The 20589-nt window shown below is 63.9% G+C and carries 16 protein-coding genes; 2 read left to right on the top strand and 14 right to left on the bottom strand.

The genetic code is table 11. From position 1 onward, the window contains the following. Positions 1-18: 18 nt before the first annotated feature. The 4 genes from ACP7EG_RS06485 to ACP7EG_RS06470 form a co-directional block, all read right to left on the bottom strand. Positions 19-729, bottom strand: coding sequence for a hypothetical protein (locus ACP7EG_RS06485; protein ID WP_426086933.1), 711 nt, complete (start codon positions 727-729; stop codon positions 19-21). A gap of 17 nt (positions 730-746) precedes the next feature. Further along, positions 747-2702, bottom strand: coding sequence for a hypothetical protein (locus ACP7EG_RS06480; RefSeq protein WP_426086932.1), 1956 nt, complete (start codon positions 2700-2702; stop codon positions 747-749). Positions 2703-2713: 11 nt separating this feature from the next. Then, positions 2714-4906: a sugar kinase gene (locus tag ACP7EG_RS06475; protein WP_096235686.1), complete on the bottom strand. Its 2193-nt coding sequence runs from the start codon at positions 4904-4906 to the stop codon at positions 2714-2716. A gap of 431 nt (positions 4907-5337) precedes the next feature. After that, positions 5338-6270, bottom strand: coding sequence for a LysR family transcriptional regulator (locus ACP7EG_RS06470; RefSeq protein ID WP_426086930.1), 933 nt, complete (start codon positions 6268-6270; stop codon positions 5338-5340). Positions 6271-6393: 123 nt separating this feature from the next. Between ACP7EG_RS06470 and ACP7EG_RS06465 the strand changes: the two genes are divergently transcribed. Next, positions 6394-7161, top strand: a complete 768-nt coding sequence (locus ACP7EG_RS06465) for an SDR family oxidoreductase (RefSeq protein ID WP_426086929.1) — start codon at positions 6394-6396, stop codon at positions 7159-7161. Here the strand turns inward: ACP7EG_RS06465 and ACP7EG_RS06460 are convergent. The 10 genes from ACP7EG_RS06460 to ACP7EG_RS06415 form a co-directional block, all read right to left on the bottom strand. Further along, complete coding sequence (locus tag ACP7EG_RS06460; RefSeq protein ID WP_426086928.1) at positions 7089-8078, bottom strand: NAD(P)/FAD-dependent oxidoreductase; 990 nt, start codon at positions 8076-8078, stop codon at positions 7089-7091. The genes ACP7EG_RS06465 and ACP7EG_RS06460 overlap by 73 nt on opposite strands. Then, positions 8065-8517: an RrF2 family transcriptional regulator gene (locus ACP7EG_RS06455; protein WP_426086927.1), complete on the bottom strand. Its 453-nt coding sequence runs from the start codon at positions 8515-8517 to the stop codon at positions 8065-8067. The genes ACP7EG_RS06460 and ACP7EG_RS06455 overlap by 14 nt, the downstream gene beginning before the upstream one ends. Before the next feature lie 115 nt (positions 8518-8632). Further along, positions 8633-10045 carry a c-type cytochrome gene (locus tag ACP7EG_RS06450; RefSeq protein ID WP_426086925.1) on the bottom strand — a complete coding sequence of 471 codons (1413 nt, stop codon included), beginning with the start codon at positions 10043-10045 and terminating at the stop codon, positions 8633-8635. Continuing rightward, positions 10042-11652 carry a GMC family oxidoreductase gene (locus ACP7EG_RS06445; protein ID WP_426086924.1) on the bottom strand — a complete coding sequence of 537 codons (1611 nt, stop codon included), beginning with the start codon at positions 11650-11652 and terminating at the stop codon, positions 10042-10044. The genes ACP7EG_RS06450 and ACP7EG_RS06445 overlap by 4 nt, the downstream gene beginning before the upstream one ends. A 9-nt stretch (positions 11653-11661) precedes the next feature. After that, a complete protein-coding gene (locus ACP7EG_RS06440) occupies positions 11662-12186 on the bottom strand; it encodes a sugar dehydrogenase complex small subunit (protein WP_426086923.1) in 525 nt (174 codons plus the stop codon). Positions 12187-12214: 28 nt separating this feature from the next. Then, positions 12215-13381: a porin gene (locus ACP7EG_RS06435; RefSeq protein ID WP_426086921.1), complete on the bottom strand. Its 1167-nt coding sequence runs from the start codon at positions 13379-13381 to the stop codon at positions 12215-12217. Between the two features lie 331 nt (positions 13382-13712). After that, on the bottom strand, positions 13713-14168 hold the full coding sequence (gene hpaR / locus ACP7EG_RS06430; RefSeq protein WP_244198838.1) for a homoprotocatechuate degradation operon regulator HpaR: 456 nt from the start codon (positions 14166-14168) through the stop codon (positions 13713-13715). Positions 14169-14254: 86 nt separating this feature from the next. After that, positions 14255-15202, bottom strand: coding sequence for a DMT family transporter (locus ACP7EG_RS06425; RefSeq protein ID WP_426086919.1), 948 nt, complete (start codon positions 15200-15202; stop codon positions 14255-14257). Positions 15203-15273: 71 nt separating this feature from the next. Next, on the bottom strand, positions 15274-17091 hold the full coding sequence (locus ACP7EG_RS06420) for a DUF885 domain-containing protein (RefSeq protein ID WP_426086918.1): 1818 nt from the start codon (positions 17089-17091) through the stop codon (positions 15274-15276). Between the two features lie 114 nt (positions 17092-17205). Continuing rightward, positions 17206-19212, bottom strand: a complete 2007-nt coding sequence (locus tag ACP7EG_RS06415) for a glycoside hydrolase family 3 protein (protein WP_426086916.1) — start codon at positions 19210-19212, stop codon at positions 17206-17208. 208 nt (positions 19213-19420) lie between these two features. Here ACP7EG_RS06415 and ACP7EG_RS06410 point away from each other — a divergent pair, with 208 nt between their 5' ends. Further along, positions 19421-20452, top strand: coding sequence for a helix-turn-helix domain-containing protein (locus tag ACP7EG_RS06410; RefSeq protein WP_426086915.1), 1032 nt, complete (start codon positions 19421-19423; stop codon positions 20450-20452). Positions 20453-20589: the final 137 nt, after the last annotated feature.

Here is a 20589-nt window from a genome sequence, read left to right as displayed (position 1 = left end):
TCTTTATCGCTGCGGCAGTCAGACCCTGCCGGCAAACATGGCAATTCCGGCGGCACAGCCTGCGCTGGCCACGACCAGGGTGGCAATCAGCCAACGCCGCACAGATTGTGTCGAGGACGCCAGCTGCTCCGTCCATTTTCTGGCCCACGCATCCTGCTGCATCGCCAGCGCGGTCAATTGCATTTGCTGCTCGGCAAACGCCAATTGCATCTGCGCCACGGACTGCACCAGCGGCGCCACCTCGGCTTCGTTGCGGCGGGCAACCTCCATGAGCGATGCCGCCACCTGCGTGCCCAGCTCATGGCGCTGCTGCGCCATCATTTCTTGCAACTGAATGAAGGATTGCTTGTCGGACTCACCTTGCTCCACCAGTTGTCCCGACAATTTCTCCACCGAGTCGCGGTGGGCAGTCACCGTGCCCTGTTCCAGCGTATTCTGGACCTGGTGCAGCATGGGTTGCAACGACAGGCGAATTTCGCGCGGCGTCTCTTCGGCCAGCGATTTGAGCGATCGAATCTGCGTGAGCGCGTCATCCGCACTCATATTGGTGCCCTGGATAATGGCCTGTAAATCTTCCAGCATCGATTCAAACTGGTTCAGCCGTTTGTCCAGCTCGCGGACCGACTTCGTAACAGGCGCCAGAGGTTCCTGCATTACTTTTTGCAATAGTTCCTGAAATTCGTGTTCCTGGCGGGCGATATCGTGTTGATTGTTCATGGCCTTGGTCAATATGAAGTAAAAGTGAATTAAATGGCGGAGGGTTCGATGTGCAGCAGGACTTGCTTGCGTACGTCCACAAGGCGCACGGCAGCCAGCAAGCCCAGAAAGCCGGTGACGCGGTTGCCGGCGGTGCAGATCGCCTGTCGCCGCTGTTCCAGCTCAGCGACATATTCCGCGTCGAGCAGCGACGCAAAGCGGCGGCTCTCCAGCAGGTCGTTTTCCATCCGCTGTTCAAACATCTCGCGCGCCTGCGTGTGCTGTGCCAGTTTCTCCTCCAGCAGCTTGATCGGCGCGATGCCGCCGTCGGCAATCCGCTGAAAGTCGTCGCGTTTGTAGCGTTGCTCCTCCAGCTCCTCCAGCAGGCGTTCCCGCCAGGCATGAGCGGCGGCCAGCCAGCGTTTGCGGGCAAGCGCCTTGAGTTCCGTCTGGACCTCGTCGATACAGCGCTTGAAGGTCCTGAGATCCCTGGCATAGTCGCTGCCCTCGCCGGTGCTCCAGTATTTGTCCACCCAGTAGGCATTGAGGGTGGAGAGGAAGCTGCTGAACGCATCGTCCAGTATGTCGTCGCTGCCGCTGGCGCCATCCTTCAACTCCACACGGCGCCAGAACGGCTGCGTGCCTGACATCCGTGCCGTGTCGGGATGGCAGGCCAGCATGGCCTGCTTCATGGACGACTTCGCGCGCCGGATCACTGCCTTGAAGCCGTCGACGCTTTCGTATGGATCGCCAGGCGCCGTCGTAGCAAAAACGAAATGCCGCGCTATGTCTTTCGACAACGCCTCGTCCGTCAATGCTTCCTGCGCCTGCGCCAGGCTGACGCATTGTTTGCCGATATTCTCGGCCGCCAGTTGCGCCTGCCCTTGTTCGTGCTGCGCCCGCCCCAGCACCGCTTGCAGCGCCTCGCTCTCGGCACCCAGCACTTCCTGGCGTTTTTTCTTCACCCTGGCAATCACCATGTGCGCATCGACGGCAACGCGCAGACGCGCCAATGGCGTGGTTGACGCCTGTATATCGCTCAGCAACTGCTGCTTGAGTGTCAGCATCATCGGCTGTACCCGCGCATACAGAAGGGGTTCGGCTTCGCGGGCATCGAGCCACGACTGCCCGAACTCAAGCGGGAAAAAGTTCGCCGCGCGCTTGACATCCTCACTCAGCGGTATCGAGCGTTCAATCTGTTCGACCAGGCGCTGCCGGTACAGCGGCACTTCGGCCTCGCCAGCATGCTCGCGCACCATGTCGCGCACCGACTGCGCCGTGAAGGAATAGGTGGTGACAATCCGAAAACGCCGCGGCGCGCTTTGCCAGTCTTCGATGCCCGGCAACGTCAGGCCGCCCCCCTGCAGGAACGACAAGTCATCACCGCGCCCCACCAGCAGGATCAGATCGGCCAGCGGCACATATTTGCGGGCCATCGCATGTACATGCTCCTGCTCTGCCGCGTTTGCCGGTTTGTCGCCGGGAAGATCGAGCATGCGCACGCCCGACTGCGCGACATCGGCATCAAAGCATTCCAGCGGGACGAACACGACGCACGGCCCATGCGCGACCAGTTGGCGCATTTCCATCGCCGTTCGCAACCGGCCAAGTTCTGCCTCCATGGCCAGGTCATCGCCGTACCATGCGGTGGCCGTGTCATTGACTTTCAGTCCCCAGCGCTGATCCGGCGAACGGCGATATTCCATCGTGGTGGCGGTGGCCGATTGTCCGGCCGCGCGTCCACCCCGCAAGACCCGCGCCACGCGCGGCATCTGCGTCGCCAGCACCCCCATCAACTCCATCAGCAAGGTAGTTTTGCCGACCTGAGTCTTGCCGAAAACGACCACGTAGGCTTCCGCCTGCTGATCCTTGCTGGCCAGGCGGTCACGGATTTCAGGGCTCAGCGATTCAGCAAAGCGCGTATATGCCCGGAAGGCCCAGTCCAGCCGCTCCTGGTCATGCTGTGCCCATGCCGCGCGCACGCCGGACGCTTGCGCCGGCGCCAAGCTGCCCCGGCTCACGCGGCCGCATCCGCATGGAACAGCGCCATCGTATGCCCGGACCGCCCCAGTTCGAACAGCAGGTCACGCTGCAGCGAACGCACATCGGCCAGGGCCTTCGCCAGGCGGTCTTTTTCCATCAGCGCTTCATCCAGGCGGTAGCGCGCGCGCAATGACTGTTCCAGCCGGCCCCGCATCTGGCCCATCATCTGATTGAAATGATGGATGAAATGCTTGTGGTGGTGTGCCTGTATGCTCTGCAACATCGATTGCGAAACGAGCCGTGCCTTCTCGTCATGGATGCGCGTGGCCTGCATGGCGGAATACGCCAGATACCCCACCGCCACTGCGCCGACCACGGCCGCGCCAACGCCGCCGATGGCGGCACCGGCCGCCGCCGTGCCGCCCGTGCCGGTGCCGGCAGCCGCGGCCGAGGCGGACGCCGGATTGAACATGCTCATCAGCGCAGGGATCACATCGACATCGCCATCGCTGAGCACATCGACGGCAAAGACGGTGGCAATGCTGCGCAAGACCGTCTTGCCCAAGGTCACGCCGTCGCCCAATTGCTGCACCGCCTTTTTCATCATGTCGGCTTGATCGGACGCCTCTGCCGTCTTCAATTCCGGCGTCAGGCCCACCAGCGCGGGCATCATGCTGGCCAGCCGCGCATATTCCAGCGTCAACGCTGGCAAGAGCTTGATCGCGCTGACGACATCCTTGGTCACCAACTGGGCCGGCCCTTCCGCCCGCCCCTTTGCACCCAAAATCACCCGCAGATTTTGCTGGTCGTCCTCGTCCGGACGCTGCCAGGCAATCACTTGCTGCTTTGCATCGACATAGCCCAGTTTTTGCATCGGTGTCGCATCGCTTCCGTGCGCGATGGCAAGCACTTGCTGGCCCTGCTCACCGCGCAGTTTCTTCTGCGTCAGCCCGCCGATCATGTCGGTGTGCTTTTCCAGCACGTCGGCCTGGCCGCCCCACGATGCGCTTACGCTCTGCGCTATGTGCTGGTGGCTTTGCGTGGCCGTTCTGGCGAAGTCCTTGATTTTGTTGACCACACCCTCGTGATCGCTGATCAAGCTGCCTTCGAGCGTCTTCCAGGCCGCACCCAGATGCGCTTGCAGCAATTGATCGACGCCTTCCAGATAGTCCTCGCGCAAGCTATCCCTGGCCTCGTCGAAGGCCTCCAGATAGCTGCGCACTGCCTGCAAGCCCTCATTGCCGCTCTCGCGTTCATGAAAGAGCAGCTTGGTTTTATTGTGCACCAGTCCCAGCACCGAGGTCAGGTCACGGCTCAGCACCCCTGCCAGACGACTCAGTTGCGCCTTGCGGTCGCCGCCGCCCGAGCAGGACAGGTCCTGGATCGCCTTGGTCAAAGCTGGCAGCCAGTCTTGACGATAGTTCTGGTCATCCGCGCCGACGCAAATGATTCTGGTCCCGGCCAAGTCGGCTGGTACCTTGAACACATGGGCCGCCGTATCGCGCAACGCCTGCAGGCGCTCCGGCTTGCCGCGCGCGGCCTCCGTTTTACTGATCACCACCAGGGTTTGCGCGCCACCCAGTTCGCCTTGCAGCATGTCGGTGACGATGTCGACCTGCTGCTGGTTGGCCATGCGCGTCTCGTCCGTGACGACGATGCAGCCGACCGCACCGACCAAGGCCTGGCGCATCAGTTCCTGCCATGATTTATTCTCGCGGTCCTGCGTCTCGTAGCCAGGCAGCAGCAGCCAGGCCTGGTTCGCCCGATTGAAATAGCGTTGCGGCACCTTCAGCACGGGCAGCAGCACGTCCATTTCCGGGTCGCATACGGCTTTCTGGAAGGTGGCGACATCGACGTCGTCCTCTACCAGCACGTATTGCCCGTCCTGCTTGCGCAGGCAGCGCAGCGCGCCCTGCACCTCGGTGTGCGACGCATCTTCCAGCACCAGCACGGGCAGCTTCTCGCCCCGGCCTTCGTTGGGCTGCAACCATTGCGCCGACTCGCCATCGAGCGCATACAGCGAGCGCAGCAGTGTAGTTTTTCCCGCCCCTTGCGAGCCGCCGATCGCCAGGATCGACGTCGTGCCCAGCACTTCGGCAAGCAACAGGCGGCGCATGATCAGCGGCATGTCGGTGCGCAGGCGCTCGTCGTCAATCAACTGACTGGCGCCATGCAATTCGCGTAAGGCAGCGTTCAAATCTTGCAGCAAAATTTCAGGAGAATGCATCGTGAGGACTTTCTATCGACAACGGTTTAAATAACTGCGCTCCAGGCGATGTTGATCCCATACCTATAGTCGCGCGGCAAGCGCATGCGGCGATTCGTGGATGGGATCTGTCAGGAATGGACGGCACAGACAAAAACTTTCTTTTCGGAATGTTTTCATCTTACACAAGCGTAGCGACAGATCGTGTCGCTACCACCCGCCATGTCATGTTATTTGTGAAAAGAAAGTATATTTACAACAATGTGTCGGCTAGCCCAGGCTGCGCTGGCGAGAATGGCCATAACCATGTAGTAGAACAGCTATCAACACCTACTGCGCGTCGTAATTTGCGGTCTTTGATGCTCACTGCCTCGGCGGCCCCGTACTTCGTACAGTTGCTCTTCTCGAGCCAACGGGGGCGCCGAGCCTTCCTTCCGCTCGCTACGATTTTGTCAGGTGTTGTAATCAGGCCGTATCTGCGCAGCGAAATCGCGCTGGCGGAATTGCTCCAGCAAAAAATCGACGAAGACGCGCGTCTTCGCGGGCAGCAGCTTCTTGCTCGCATAGTACACGGACAGGGGGCCGGAATCGGCATGCCAGCCGGGCAGCAAGCGGATCAACGCTCCGCTGCGCAAGTGGGTCAACGCGTGCGGCATGGGCAGCAGCGCTACGCCGACCCCCATGATGGCCGCCTGCGCCATCGCGTCCGGGTCGTCGAAGATGGCGCGCGGGCGGGATTCGGCCACGCCTTCGCCGCCCTGCCCGTCGCGCAGTATCCAGCTGCGCAATCTGCCGCTGCCGGCCGAGCGGCGCGCCACGCCGTCGAATTGCGCCAGATCCGACGGGTGCATGGGCATGGTTTTACCTTGCATGAAGGCGGGCGACGCCGTGGCGACGATGTGGGCGTGGCCCAGTTCGCGCGCCACCACGCCCGGCGTCAGCTCGATGCCGCCGCCGATGGCGACATCGAACCCCTCGCCGATCAAGTCCACTTGCCGGTTATCGAAATGGCAGTCGGGGACCACGCCCGGGTAGCGGGCGATGAACTCGCCCAGCAGGGGCACCACGTAGCTGCGCCCGAACGACGGCGCCATGCTGATTTTCAGGATGCCGGCCGGCTGGCCGCCCTCTTCCGCCACGCCGGCGATCGCTTCGCGCAGGGTGGACAGGGCGCCGCCTATCTGCTGCAGGAAGCGCTCGCCCCCTTCCGTCAGGGTCAATCGCCGCGTGCTGCGCTGGAACAAGCGCAATCCCAGGCTCGCTTCCAGCCGCGCCACGTTCTTGCTGACGGCAGCCGGCGTCAGCCCCAGGCGGCGCGCAGCCGCCGAAAAGCTGCCCAGTTCGGCAGACAGCACAAACGATTGCAAGTGATTGAGGGCGTCCATGCGCCTATTTTACCCGCTCATTTGATACTGATGGTTGAAAGTGATTGTAGCGATTCATGGCTAGCGCGCAGGCAATCGAAGGCAGATACTGAGCTTCTCGATTCCTCACACAGAAAGCCCATCATGCAAACCCAAGCCACCACCAGCACCTCTTTACCACTGCAAGACAAGATCGCGTTTGTAACGGGCGGCTCGCGCGGCATCGGCGCGGCCATCGTGCGTCGCCTGGCCAGCCAGGGCGCGACCGTCGTCTTCACCTATCAAAGCTCGGCCGCCGAAGCGCAGGCGCTGGCCGCCACAGTGGAAACAGCGGGCGGCAAGGCGCTGGGCGTGCAAGCCGATGCGGCCGACGCCGCAGCCCTGACGGCGGCGATCGACAAGGTGGCGACGCAGTTTGGCAAGATCGACATCCTCGTCAACAATGCGGGCGTGTTCCTGCCCGGCGCCATCGACGATTTTTCGCTGGCAGACTTCGACAAGACCTTGAACGTCAACGTGCGCGCCGTGTTCGTCGCCATCAAGGCGGCCGTGGCGCACATGCAGACGGGTGGGCGCATCATCAATATCGGCAGCACGAATGCGCACCGCATGCCGTTCGGCGGCGCGGCCGCCTACGCCATGAGCAAATCGGCGCTGATCGGCCTGACGCAAGGCCTGTCGCGCGACCTGGGGCCGCGCGGCATCACCATCAACAATGTGGAACCTGGCCCCGTCGCCACCGACATGAACCCGCCGACGGGCGACTTCGCCGACCTGATGCACGGCCTGATGGCCCTGCCCCGCCACGGCACGGCCGATGAAATCGCCGGCATGGTGGCTTACCTGGCCAGCGCGGAAGCGGCATTCGTCACGGGCGCCGGGCTGAAGATCGATGGCGGTTTTGCCGCCTGATCCAGTCCGAACATCAGCGAGCGGTGCGCTGCCACGCCGGCCATGGCGCCATCGGCCACCGCGAATGCCACGCTGCCAGCCATGCGCCCCGCATCGCCGCAACAGAAGACGCCGGGCACGCTGCTGGCCTTTTGCTCGTCGGTACGCACAAATGGCCCCATGGCACCCTCTTCCAGCGCGCAGCCCAACTCGCCGGCCAGGGCACTGGTCAGGCGGGTGCGGGTCGCCACGAACAGGCCTGCCATCACGTGGCGGCTGCCGTCCGCCATGACCACATCGGCTACCCCGTCGATCTGCGCCACGGGCGTGTGCACCACTGTCACGCCGCGCGCGGCCAGTTGCACCAGCTGCGCCGCATCGGGCTCGAACGCGCCATTCAGGAAAAAGGTGACCGTGCCCCAGTCGGGCAGCATCAGGGCGTGGTGCATGGACAGGGGCCCCGTGGCCAGCACGCCGATGGCGCCTTGCTCCAGTTCATAACCGTGGCAATACGGGCAGTGAAAGACGCTGTTGCCCCAGCGTTCGGCCAGGCCTTCGACGGGCGGCAATTCGTCGATCACGCCGGTGGCCAGCACCAGGCGGCGGCCATGCACGACGCTGCCGTCCGCCAGGGTCACGTCGAAGCCATCGCCATCGCTGCTGGCCACCGCCTGCAAGGCCGTCCCGTCCCGCCAGGTGACGGTGGCATACGCCAGCAGTTGCGCCTTGCCTTCGGCGGCGATGGCGGCCGTCCCGCTGCCGTCCTGGGTCAGGAAGCCGTGGGAATGGCTGGCGTAGCGGTTGCGGCGCTGGCCGCCGTCGATCACCAGCACGCGGCGGCGGGCGCGCGCCAGTTGCGTGGCGGCGGACAGGCCGGCGTAGCTGCCGCCGATGATGATGGCGTCAAACGTGGCGCTGTGCGGTTCAGGAATGTGCATGGTGTGCTCCTCGGTGCAAGGCGTACTGTTGGCTGAAACGGTCAGCCAGGTCGGCCAGGGTGACGGCGCCAAAGCGCTGGATCAGCAGCGCCTCGGCTTCGTCGAAGGCGCCGGCCAGCGACTGGTTGACCACTTGTTCGACCAGGCAGCCCGGCTGATCGACGCGGTTGCCCATGGCGAAAATGGTGGGCGAACCCACGGCCACATAAATGTCTTGCAGGGTCACGCGGTGCAAGTCGCAGACGATGCGCCAGCCACCGCCATGGCCCTTGACCGACGCCACGTAGCCGCGCTCGCGCAGGCCGGCCATCACGCGCCGCACCAGCACGGGGTTGGTGTCCAGGTAGCCGGAAAGTTCCTCGGACGTCATCGGGCGTCCCGCGTGGGCCATGTGCAGCAGCACATGGAGGATCGATGATAGTTTGCTGTCGCGTCTCATGTAACTAATGATAGTACATAAATCCCATAGATGCAAATCAGTTGCAAACTCTTGCGTAAAAAAAGGGGTCAGACCCTGTCGAGTCTGACCCCAGCCTTTGCTTCAGGGTTTATTTTCAAGCTGCGGATGTTTCCTTGCGCCGCCGTCCCCGCCACCACAGCAGCAAGGCCAGCAGCACCAGCACGCCGACGATGATGCCCGCGCGGGCCAGGCCGATCAGGTTGGACGGCGCGCCGCCATTGCGCAAGGTCGTCACCTGCTCCGCCGTCACTTTCACATCGGGGTTGCCGTACATCTTCTGCACGTAATTACCGAGGGTGACGATCTGCTCGTCCGACAGGGTCTGGCGGAAGGCTGGCATCAGATGTCCCGCAGTATGATTACCCTTGCCGTCCTGCCGTTCCACACCATCGAGTATTGCCATCACCAGGTTGTTGCTGTTGCTGCGGCCAGTCACCGAGTTATGGAACAGCGGCGGCAAGCTGCCGTCGAAACTGCCCTCGCCCCTGGCCTGGTGGCAGCTGGCGCACTGCGCATCGTACAGCTGCGCACCCGACATCCTGTTCAGGTTTTGCGGCAGCGGCACGCCGCGGATGCTACTCAACTCGTCGCCAGCCTGGCCCCATTGCGTCACCGCTTTCGTGTCCGCCTTGTCGCGGATGGCGGGCACGCTCTTGACGTAGTGCGCGATGGCGTTCAGATCCGCGTCGCTCAGGTGCTTCAGGCTATGGTCGATGGCTTCGGCCATCGGTCCGGCCGCCTGCGCCTTGTTGGCCGCGCGGCCCGTGCGCAGGTAGCCGGCCAGCTCCTGCTGGCTCCAACTGCCGATACCGCTGTTGACGTCCGACGTAATGTTCGGCGCGTACCAGGTACCCAGGTCGGACCCACCCAACTCTTTCGACAGCTGCTCGGCCATCAGCGCATTGCGCGGCGTGTGGCAAGTGGTGCAGTGGGCCAGGCCTTGCGCCAGATAGGCGCCGCGGTTCCACTCCATGCTCTTGGCCGCATCGGCCACGAACGGCTTTTTGTCGAGGAAGAGCCAATTCCAGAGCGCCATCGACATGCGGATGTTGAACGGGAACGGCAAGTCCGTCTTTTGCGCCGGCGCCGTATCGACCGCCGCCACGCCATGCATGAAGTAGGCGTACAGGGAGGCCGTGTCGTCATCCGTCACCTTGGCGTAGGCCGTGTAGGGCATGGCCGGGTACAGGTGCGCGCCGTCGGCCCGCACGCCGTGGCGCACGGCGTCGGAGAATTGCGCCAGCGTGTAGTTGCCGATGCCATGCGTTGTCGATGGCGTGATGTTGGTGGCAACGATGGCGCCCAGCGGCGTGGCCAGCGCCAGCCCGCCCGCCATCGGTTTGCCGCCAGGCACGCTATGGCAGGCGATGCAGTCGCCCGCCGTGGCCAGGTAGCGGCCACGTTCGATCGCCTGCACGTCCGCGCCAGGAGCTTGCTCCGCCAGCACCGGCAAGGCCACGAGGGACAGCAAGGCGGCGCCCGCCGCCAGTCGGAAGGCCGCCATCATGCTGTTCCTCCCTGTTGTTCGTCGAGAATATGCTTGACGCTGCGCAGGGCCACGGCCAGGCCGTTTTCCGTCGAATTGCAGGTGCCGGACGTGGGCAGCACGCCGGTGCTGCATAGGAACAGATTGGCGTGGTCGAAGGTGCGGCCCCACTGGTCGCACACGGCCTTGGCCGGATCGGCACCCATCGACAAGGTGCCGCAGATGTGCTGGTTGTTGGCGAACACGCCTTCCTTGCTGTGGCGCAGATTGGTGCCGCCCATCAGCTTGGCGATGTGCTCGAAATCCTGCTTCGAACGCTCGTGCCCCCGCTTGGTGTACTCGTCGATCGCATAATGCGCCTGCGGCTTGGGGATGCCCATGGCATCCTTTTCGCTGCTGAGGGCGATGCGATTTTCCGGGTTCGGCAGCACTTCCAGCACGTTTTTCAGGCTCATTTCGCGCGCCGAGCGGAAACGCAGCTGCTGTTCGAATTCGGCGCCAAAGACGCCCTTGCCGATCAATTCCCTGGTGGCGCCATCGACGCGCGAGATATTCGTGAAGTCCAGGCGGTATGGCGAATGCTGGCTGCGGAAGTCGCCATCGCGCATGGTGTTGATGGAGTTGGGGCTTTGCGGGCCCCGGCCCAGCCACAGGTCTTCATCCGCGTCGAAGGTGATCGAGGTGCTCGGGTGGTCCATCAGGTTGCGGCCCACCATGTCGCTGCTGTTGGCCAGGCCATTCGGGTATTTGTCCGAGGCGGAAACGAGCAGCAAACGGGGGCTTTCGATGCCGTTGGCGGCCAAAATGAAAGTCTTGGCCGTGACCCTGTGGCTGTTCTTCTCGACGTCGTAGTACAGCGCCGCCGTGATGCGGCCCTGCGCGTCGTGTTCCAGCTTGTAGACGTTGGCATTGCAGACGATCTTGACGCCCGCGTCTTCCGCCTGCTGCGCGGCGATGCCGCCGTGATATTGCGCGTCGATGGGGCAGATCGGCTGGCAGCTGTTGTTGCCGCAGCAGGCCGGGCGGCCATCGTAGCTGACGCTGTTGCGCGCCACCGTGTTGCCGACCACCTTGAACGAGGGGTCGAGGCGCTCGCGGATGCGGCGCATGGCATACGGCTCCGTCACGGCATCCATCGGGAATGGCTGCTTGCGCGGCGAACCCGTGTTATCGGCCCCGGAAACGCCCATGATGTCTTCCGCTTCCTGGTAGAACGGCTCCAGGTCTGCGTAGCTGAGGGGCCAGTCGACGCCCACGCCATACAAGGTATGGATGCGGAAGTCGTTCGGCACGTTGCGCCACGCTTGCGCGGCCCAGTGCCACGAGGTGCCGCCGAACTGGCGGATGTATTCGGCCGGGTACGGATACGGGCCGGCCTGCACCAGGTGGCCGTTGTCCTTCGGCTGGTAGATCGGGTGCGGCGCCGTGGCCACCGACGGATACGGCGACATCCAGTCGCTGCGGCGCGTCGTGTTGCGGAAACGGGCGACGATTTCGCCGCGCGACACGCGCGGACCCGCTTCCAGGATCAGCACCGAGGCACCCGCCAGCGCCAGCTTGCGCGCGGCCAGGGAGCCGATGATGCCGGAGCCGATGACGAGGTAATCGGCAGAGAGTTCTTCAGCCATGATGGCTCCTTAAATTGGTTTTCTGGCCCAGCTGCCGTAGGCGCCGTAGGAATACGTGGGAGGCTTGAGCACATCGGCCACAACGGCCGCGTTCAAGGCCTGCTCGTAGGCGACGCAGACGGCCGCCTCGCCCGTGCCGACGATGCCCAGGTACCAGGCGCTGGCGATCTGGCGCGGCAAGGCCGCCAGCGGCGCCTGTGCCGAGTCGAGCGCATCGAGCGCTTCCTGCAGGCCGGCCGCCTGCAAGTCCTGCGCATTGATCAACGTCAGCAGCGCGCGCACCTTCGCGGGAAAGGCCGCGTCCTGCGCTACCAGCGCGTCATACAGGCGCTTGGCCAGCACGGGGTCGAGCACCGGGCGCCCGACCAGCATGGCCGACACGCCCAGGAAGGCGCCCTGCTCCGCATTGGCGACCGGTTCGGCCAGCGCCCAGGGAATCAGCGCCGCCACCGAAGCCGACAGCAAACCGGCCAGCACCATGCGGCGGCCAGGATTGAAAGGGCCGCGGCCCTCCTTATTGTGTGTAGCGTCCAATTGAAGCTCCCGTGAGTTCAGCAACCGTTCAGAAAGAATGCTTGAGACCGACCATCACCACTGTCTGGCCACCGTTCGACGACGGCGTGCCGTTTTGCGAATCGCCGACCGAGGCGACGGCATCGATGATGGCGCCGCCCTGGCCCAGGGTCTGGCCGCGCGCCAGCTGGCGCGCTTCGATCAGGTAGATCGCCGTGCGCTTCGACAGCGCGTAATTCTGCTCGAACGACAGCTGGCGGTAGCGCGCGCGATCCGACACGCCGTTGGCGTGGCTGGCGAAAGTATCGCTGTAGCCGGCGGACAGGAACCACTGCGGCGTCAGCTGGTAGCTCGAGATCAGGCCGGCCGTGTTGAAGATGGCCGTGTCGCGGAAGGCCGAGCGGCGGCCCGCCTGGTACTGCACGTTGCTGGCATTGGCGCCCACCATCCACTTGCCCATGGTGTAGCGCGCGCTGGCGGCGATGAATTCGATGCTTTCCGCCGAGGCGTAGCCCTGGTTGATGGCGGAGATGCCGAAGCTGCCAGATGCGTTGTCGCTCCAGCCGGCGCCATTCTGTCCATTTTTCAGTTTCAGGTAGCCGAGCGCGAATTCGGCCGGCGAGGTGCTGTACTTGACGGCGGCGCTGAAACTGCTGCCCACGGCATTGCCGTCGGCCGCTTCGCCAAAACCGTATTGCGCGCTCGCCTGCAGGCCGCGCCAGGCGGGCATGCTGTAGGTGACGGAATTGCTGATGCGCACGGTCGTATCGAGGCCGTCGATATCGCCCGGGTGAGCTCCGGTGGCGCCCGTCAAAACGTTGCTCGATGCCAGGGAGCCCACCAGCAGGTAGTAAGGCGTGTACTGGCGGCCGGCCGTCAGGGTGCCGTAGGCGTTCGATTGCAGGCCCACGTAGGCCTGGCGGTTGAACAGGGAGCTGGCCGAACTCTGCGCGCCCGTATCGCTTTCAAAGCCGTTTTCCAGCAGGAACAGCGCCTTCAAGTCACCGCCCAGGTCTTCCACGCCCTGGAAACCGATCTTGCTGGCAGACAAGTTACCGCTGCGCATGTAAGTGTTCGACTTGCCGCCCTGGTTGCTCGCGTAGGCGGTAGCCGCATCGACCACGCCGTAAATGGTGACATTGCTTTGGGCGCAAACGTTTGCGCCGATGAGCGTGGAGACGGCCAGCGCCGCAGCGCGCATGCATGGTATGTTCATTTTTTCCTGACTTTCCTGTTTTGTTGTACGCCAGACAAGTATTGCCGCCGCGATGGCGCAATACAGGCTGTGGCGCCGCGTTGCCGCCCCATCCAGCGAGCGGGAATCCGCTGTTTTTCTTGATCTGGATCAAGTGAGGCAAATTATACGCTTATTTACTAACATGTAAGTGATTTACTGTAGGGCGTAGTCTTATAGCAAAACTGACACGCGCGCGGGCACAAGCCCGGCAGGATGCGGCAATGCGTGGAACGGGCATGGCAAAAGCAGCGGCGGCGCGTGTCGAAAAACACGCGCCCGATGAATGCTCAGGCAAGGAGAAGTTTGGGGTTCAGCGCAGGATGGCGGGCGCCACCGGCAGGGTTTCGAGAGCAATAAAAGCTTCCAGGGTGCGGCGCATGTCTTCGAACACTTGCTTGCCGTACGCCGCTTCCAGGTGTTCATATTGCAAGTCGATGAGCTTGCCCATCTGCAGCAGCAGGCTGGCGCCCGCTTCCGACAGGTGCACCTTGCGGCGGCGCTGGTCGCCTTCGAACTTGCTGCGCCCGATCAAGCCGATTTCTTCCATGCGCGCCAGGATGCCGCTCATGCTGGGACTGGAAATCTGGCAGATATTACACAGCTCGCGCGGTTCCAGCGTGGGGCTTTCGTTGAGCGCGCGCATGATGCGCCACTGCTGCTCCGTCACGCCGAAGTGATTGAGGATGGGGCGGAAATGCTGGAGCAGGCTGTCGCGGGCCTTGAGCAGCAGCTGCGGCATGTTCGGATAACGGATCGGTAGCTGCAAGCGGAACTCCTGGTATGACCGGCAAATGAGCGTCATTATACGGCCGGCCCAGGGCAAACGGCGGGCTGGCAACGATGTATTTTTCGCTACGTCCGCCCTGCCCCGTCCTCCTGCGCGTGCCGCTGCACGGACCACAACACGCCCGCCGTCAGCAAGAGCATCGCCACCCATTCCAGGGGGCGCGGCATGCGCTGCGCGTAGACGAAGCCGTACAGCAGCGCGAACAGGGTCTCCGACAGTATCAGCTGGCCCGACAGGGTGACCGGCACCAGGCGCGACGCCAGGTTCCACAGGTAGTTACCGACCACGGAAGCGCCCAGCGCCAGCAGCAGGCACACCAGCCAGAAGCGGGGCCAGTCGCGCGCAGGACCGCCATCGACGCCACCCGCCGGCTGCAGCGCCAGCATCACGGCACCAACGATCAGGGCGATGACGCCGCTGGCCAGGCCATACAGCATGGCCCATTCCACCGAACTGAAATGCGCGTGGCGCTTGAGGAAGCGGGCATTATCGAGCGCATACCAGCTCCAGCAGGCGAGCGCGCCGATGGCGCACAGCACGCCGGCCAGCTTGTGCGCCAGGCTGGCGCCGCCTGCGCCGCCGGCATGGCTGAAAATATCGAGATTGATGCAGGCGATGCCCAGCGCTACCACCAGCAGCGGCAAGGCCAGTTGGCGCAGGGGCAGCGCGCCATGGTCCTTGCGGCCAAAAATCGTCACGCTCAGGGGCAGCAAGCCGATGATCAGCGAAGTGGCCGCCACGCCCGCCAGCTTGACGCCATACGCCAGCAGCAGGTAATACACGACATTGCCGGCCAGCGCCTGGCGCAGCATGGCCAGCCAGTCGCTACGCCGCAAGCGCCGCAGCAGGGGCAGGAGGCGCGGCAGCATCAGGCCGGCCGCCAGCGCGCCATAGCAGACGTAGCGGCCCACCATCAGCTCGAGCGGAGAAAAATCTGGCAGCAAGACCGGCACAATGAAAACGGCGCCCCAGAAGGCGCCGGCCAGCAAACCACATACGATCCCACGCCACATACAGCCACTCTCACGTCATCACTTGAAGGCGCCAGTATAGGGTATGCGGCGCAGCGCGGAGTGGCCCGTCGTCAGCCCTTAGCCTTGCGTTGCTCGGGGATGAACTGCTCGCGCACGGCCTTGGCCAACAGGTACGGCGGCAGCAGGCCCTGGCCCAGCAGGAAGTTATTGAAGGCCAGGCGGTCGAATTTAGCACCCAGCGCCAGCTCCGTTTCCGCGCGCAATTGCAGGATGCGCGTATAGCCATAAAAATAGCTGCCCGCCTGGCCCGGCATGTTGAAGGTATAGCGGTCCAATTCCTGGCGCGCCATCGCTTTCGACAGCATCACTTCGTCCGTCAGGATGCGTCCCGCCTCTTCGCGCGTGACCTGCCCCAGGTTCAGCATCGGGTCGAGCATGGCGCGCGCCGCGCGCAGCATGCGGAACTGCAGCGCGATGAACTGGCCTTCAGCCGGCTCGTAGGGAATCATCTCCGCTTCCGCGTACAGCGCCCAGCCCTCCACGTTGACACTGTTGAACGCGTACAGGCTGCGCGCCTGCGACACGCCCCGCTCCACCATGGCGCTGAACTGCAGCTCGTGACCGGGACGGCCTTCGTGCGCGCTCAGGGTCCAGGCCGCGCCCGCGAAATTGAAATCGTCATACGCTTCGCCCTTGCCGCTGGCGGCCGGATTGCTGACGGGGAGGACGAACTGGCCGTGTTCTCCCGTATTGCCGATCAGCGGAGGCGGACGCATATGCGGCGCCGGCTGGGCCGCCGATTCGGCGGCGGACGCCAGGCGCATGGTCATGGCGCGCGCAGGGATGTCGACCACGCGCTGCCGGGCGATGCGTTCTTCGAGCTGCGTATTGACGCCCTTGTAGTGCGCTTCGAGCTGCTCGTTGGGGATGGAATCGGCCTTCAGTGCGCGCAGCACCTGACGATAATCCGAGCCGTCGACTCCCTTCAAGGCCAGCTTGGCCGCCACCACGGGTGCCAGCGCCTGCATGGCGGCGCGCGTTTCCAGGTAGGCCACCTGCGCCCGTTCCACCAGCGCACGCGGCTCGATGTCGATGCCCACCTGTTTCAGGCGGAAGGCATACAGCTCGGGCGCCATGCGGAAATCCGTACGCGACAAGGGCAACACCACCTGCTTTTCCCACGCCGCGTACGCGTTCAGCTGCTGCTCCATGGCCGCCAGCGCAGGTTCGGCGCCAGTGATTTTCATGTCGGCAAACAGTTTGCGGATGCCGGCGATATACGTGGGCACATTTTCCAGCGACTGCTCCACCTGCAGGCGCACGGGTCCCGCCAGGCCAGGCTTGCCGATTTTTTCCGTGAAGCGCGCCTTGGCCTGCTGCGTGATCGGCGTGCTTCCCGGGAACTGGCCCACGTAGCGCTGCAGGCGTTCCAGCGCCTTGGCGCGGCGTGCGGCCGGGCGCTGTTCCTGCAGCAGGCTTTGCATGCTGCCGAAGACCATTTGCGGCACATCGACCCACGGCAGGGTGTATTTGGCATCCAGCTGGGCGCCCATGATTTCCTGGTCGACGGCGTTCATCAGAATTTGCAGATCCTGGCGAATGCGTTCGTCGCGTTCCAGTTCCAGCTTTTGCTGCAATTGCGCGCGTGCCTTCTGCATGGCTGCCACATAGCGTTCCGTGATCTTCGGCCCCAGGTCGGCGGCCAGTCCGTCGTACTGCGCCAGGCCCGTGTCGGAAGCGTTTTCGGGCGAGAACTGCGCCTGCGCCGCTAGCACGATGGCCGCGTTACGGTTGCTGGCCTCGACCCAGGCGGACGACGCGCTGGCGGTGGCCGGGACTGCAGGGCCTGCGGCCATGGCGGGCATGGCAAACGCGGTGGAGAGCAAGGCGGCAAGCACGGTCTGGTGCACTTTCGGAATGACGGACATCGTGGGGTTCCTTCCTGAGGTGAGCGATGAGCGAAGCGGCCAGTATCGGCGAGTGCCAGGGTGCTGTCAATCGGGCAGGAACAGGCCGCGCCGGGCGGCCCGTCCCGCTCCCTATCAGTACCCCAGGCCGTAGCCGAACTTGTACAGCGGATGGGCCGTGTCATACGGCACGTCCGATTTCTGCACCTGCACTTCGGCCATCGACGATGGCAGCTCGAACGGCAGCTTGCCTTGCGGCTTGGCCTTGCCCGTCAGGACATCGAACAGCGCGCCGTCGCTGACGCCAAAGTTGGCGAGGATGGCGCTGGCCTTGTCCTGCACGTTGCCGAGGATGGCCGGACGGTCCAGGTACACCGTCACCACCGTCTTCGGCGCATATTTCGCCGCGTTCTTGATCGCCTCGTAGTCGGCGTCGCCATCGACATAATTCAGGCGCCCTTCGTGCTGCATGCTGCCGAAGATGTAGTTCGGGTGCAGGGTTTCATACGGCGCGGCCACGCGCAGCAGGGCCACGTCCGCTTCCTGCGGCGTGGCCACTACCGTGTAGCCATACTGCTGCGCCACGGCCGCATCGATGCCATACAGGTAGACCTTCTTGACGCTGGCCGCCAGCGGCAAGACCTTGTCCTTGTTTTCCAGCAGAACCAGCGAGCGGCGCTGGGCGTCCAGGCCCGCCTCGATGAAGTCCGCCTTGCCCACCGTGGCGGCCGCCTTGGCCGCATCGACGAACGGATGCTCGAACAGGCCCTGCTTGAATTTCTGGATCAGGATGCGCCGCGCCGAGGCGTTGATGCGCGCTTCCGTCAGCTGGCCCCGCTGCACGGCTTGCGTCAGGTACGGCGCTTCCGTCACGCCGCCAAACTGATCCATCCCCGCCGTGACGGCCTTCACGTAGCGCTCAGCCTTGGTGGCGTCTTCCATGCCCCACGGCGTGCCGAAGCCGATGAAGGAAGGCGCCACGCCCGGCGCCGTGCCGTTGCGGCAGTTGGCATCGCAGTCGGAGGTGATGCCCCAGTCGGACAGGATCACGCCTTCAAAACCGTATTTGCCGCGCAGCAGATCCGTCAGCATGGTCTTGCTGAAGCCGGCCGCCACTTGTTCCAGGGTGATGCCATCGATGGTGATATTGCCGTCCGGCAGAGCGTATGTCGGCATGACGGAAGCCGCCTTGGCCGTGAATGCCCCTTCGAACGGCTTCACGTGATAGGCAAAATTATTGCCCGGATAGGTCATGTAGCGGCCATAGTAGTTGTGGCCGTCGAAGCCTTCCTTGGTGGCTCCGTAGCCGACCCAGTGCTTGACGACGGCCACCACGCTGCCGTCATGCAAACCCGTATTGCCATCCTGGAAGCCCTCGATATAGTGCTGCACCATGCGCTTGGCCAGATCCGCGTCTTCGCCAAAGGTGCCGTTGATGCGCGACCAGCGCGGCTCGGTGGCCAGGTCGGCCTGCGGCGACAGCGCTTGCGTGATGCCGACGGCCAGGTATTCCTGGCGCGCGATGTCGCCGAAGCGGCGCACCAGCGCGTCGTCGCCGATGGCGGCCAGGCCCAGGGTTTCCGGCCACTGCGAGAAACCCTTGGTGCCGGCGCTGGCGCCCACCGTGTACTGGAAATGGTGGCGCGGGTCCGTGCTGATGGACACGGGAATGCCATGGCGCGACGTTTCGCTCAGGGCCTGCACCTTGTTGTACTGGGACGCCATGTTGGCCGTGTCGCCCGCCATGCGCGTAATAAACGTGTTGACGTACTGCTTGACGATCAGGTCTTGCAGGGCCGTCAAGTCATACGCGCCGCCCAGACCGATGCCGGAAGGATCGGACACGGTGGGCGCCGTACCGTGCATCATCAGGCCCGCTTTTTCATCGAGGCTCATGCGCGACAACAAATCGTCGGCGCGCGCTTCGGCTGGCAGGCGCCAGTCTTCGTACGGGTCGATCTTGCCGTTGCGGTTCATATCCTTGAAGGCATAGCCGTCGACATTCAGCTGGCTAAAAGTGGTGGTGCCAAACACGGGCTGCGTGTACTGCTCGCTATCGTTATTGCCGCAGGCGGCCAGGGCAAGCGTGGCGACGCAGCCGGCGACCACGCGGGCCATCGGTTTCAAAGTGCAATTCATCATTATCTCCAAGACTGTTTTTGTAGGTATCAAGGCACGGCAGCAAGGCCGGCCGAAAACAATATAGCGTGAGAATGCGTGAGTTTCTTGACCGCACAGCACGCGTTTTATACCCGCGAGAACAATTTTTGGTTAGACGGCACGACAACCAACAATCTCTTACAAAGTGCTAATATTTGTGAAAAATTACTACAACAAGCAGGAGACACCCGTGCACAAACCCGATACGCGCACAGTTTCGAACCGCATCGCGCAGCAATGCGCGCGCGCCATGCAGGCCGATGGGCACGACCCCGCCGACTTTTTCCGCCACACGGGCATCACGCCGGCGCAGCTCACGGAACCTGGCGGGCGCATCAACGCCGAGCGGCACCGCCGCATGACGGCCTACGCCCAGCAATTGCCACAGCACCGCGGCTTGCTCGATCTTGACGTGACGCACTGGTTCGCGCATTACTCGGGCATCGCCCACGTCTGCTTCAACCGCCCCACCCTGCGCAGCGCGCTGCACGAGCTGCTGCACTTGCGGGGCCTGATCGGCGAATTTGACTTCATGCTGATGAGCGAGAATGGCACGCGCATCGAGATCGAATACCTGTCCGAGTTCTGCCCGCTGGGGGGCGCCATGCAGGCGCTGGCCAATTTCCGCATGCTGTCGCTGGTCGCGCGCGCCTACGACGAAGGCACGGCCACCGCCTTCCACGCCAGCTTCCGGGGCAAGGCACCGTGGTTCGCGCCCGCCATTGCCGAGTGCTTCGGCGCCGCCGCCACCTTCGGCCAGGCGCGCAACACGCTGACGTTTGACGCGCCTGCGCTGGACCGGCCCTTTGCCCAGTTCAACGCGACGCTGGCGCCGCACGCGCTGCGGCACGCGCAGGGGCAATTGCAGCAGTTGCAGGGCGCGCAGCTGTTTTCGGCCCGCGTGGAGCAAGCCATCATCGATTTGCTGGGCCAGCAGGCCGACGTGGACGGCACCTCGCTGCTGCCGGCCCTGTGCGACGGCCTGGCGATGAACCGCTGGACCTTGCAGCGCCAGTTGCAGCAGGAGCAGACCTCATTCCGCGCGCTGGAATTGCGCGCCAAGAGCCGCGAATCGCGCCGCCTGCTGCGCGAAACGAACCTGAGCGTGGCGGACATCAGCGAGCGCCTGGGGTTCTCCTCGCAAAGCGCGTTCACCCGCTTTTTCAAGAACCAGTTCGAACTGCCGCCAGCGCGCTACCGGCAGGATGCGGCTGGAGTTTAACAAGTCCGAAACCCAGGCTCCCCGGGCCAAGCGGACCTGAAAAATGTCGAGGGCAAGGCGCAGCGACGCAGACAGTACGCAAGTACGGCAAGGAAGCTGCAACGCCGCCATCGGCATTTTCTCAGGCCCGCGTCCCC

Origin of the sequence: Janthinobacterium sp. PSPC1-1, from assembly GCF_049897625.1 — a bacterium.
Lineage (GTDB): Bacteria > Pseudomonadota > Gammaproteobacteria > Burkholderiales > Burkholderiaceae_D > Janthinobacterium > Janthinobacterium tructae.
This window is presented reverse-complemented; position numbering and strand designations above follow the sequence as displayed.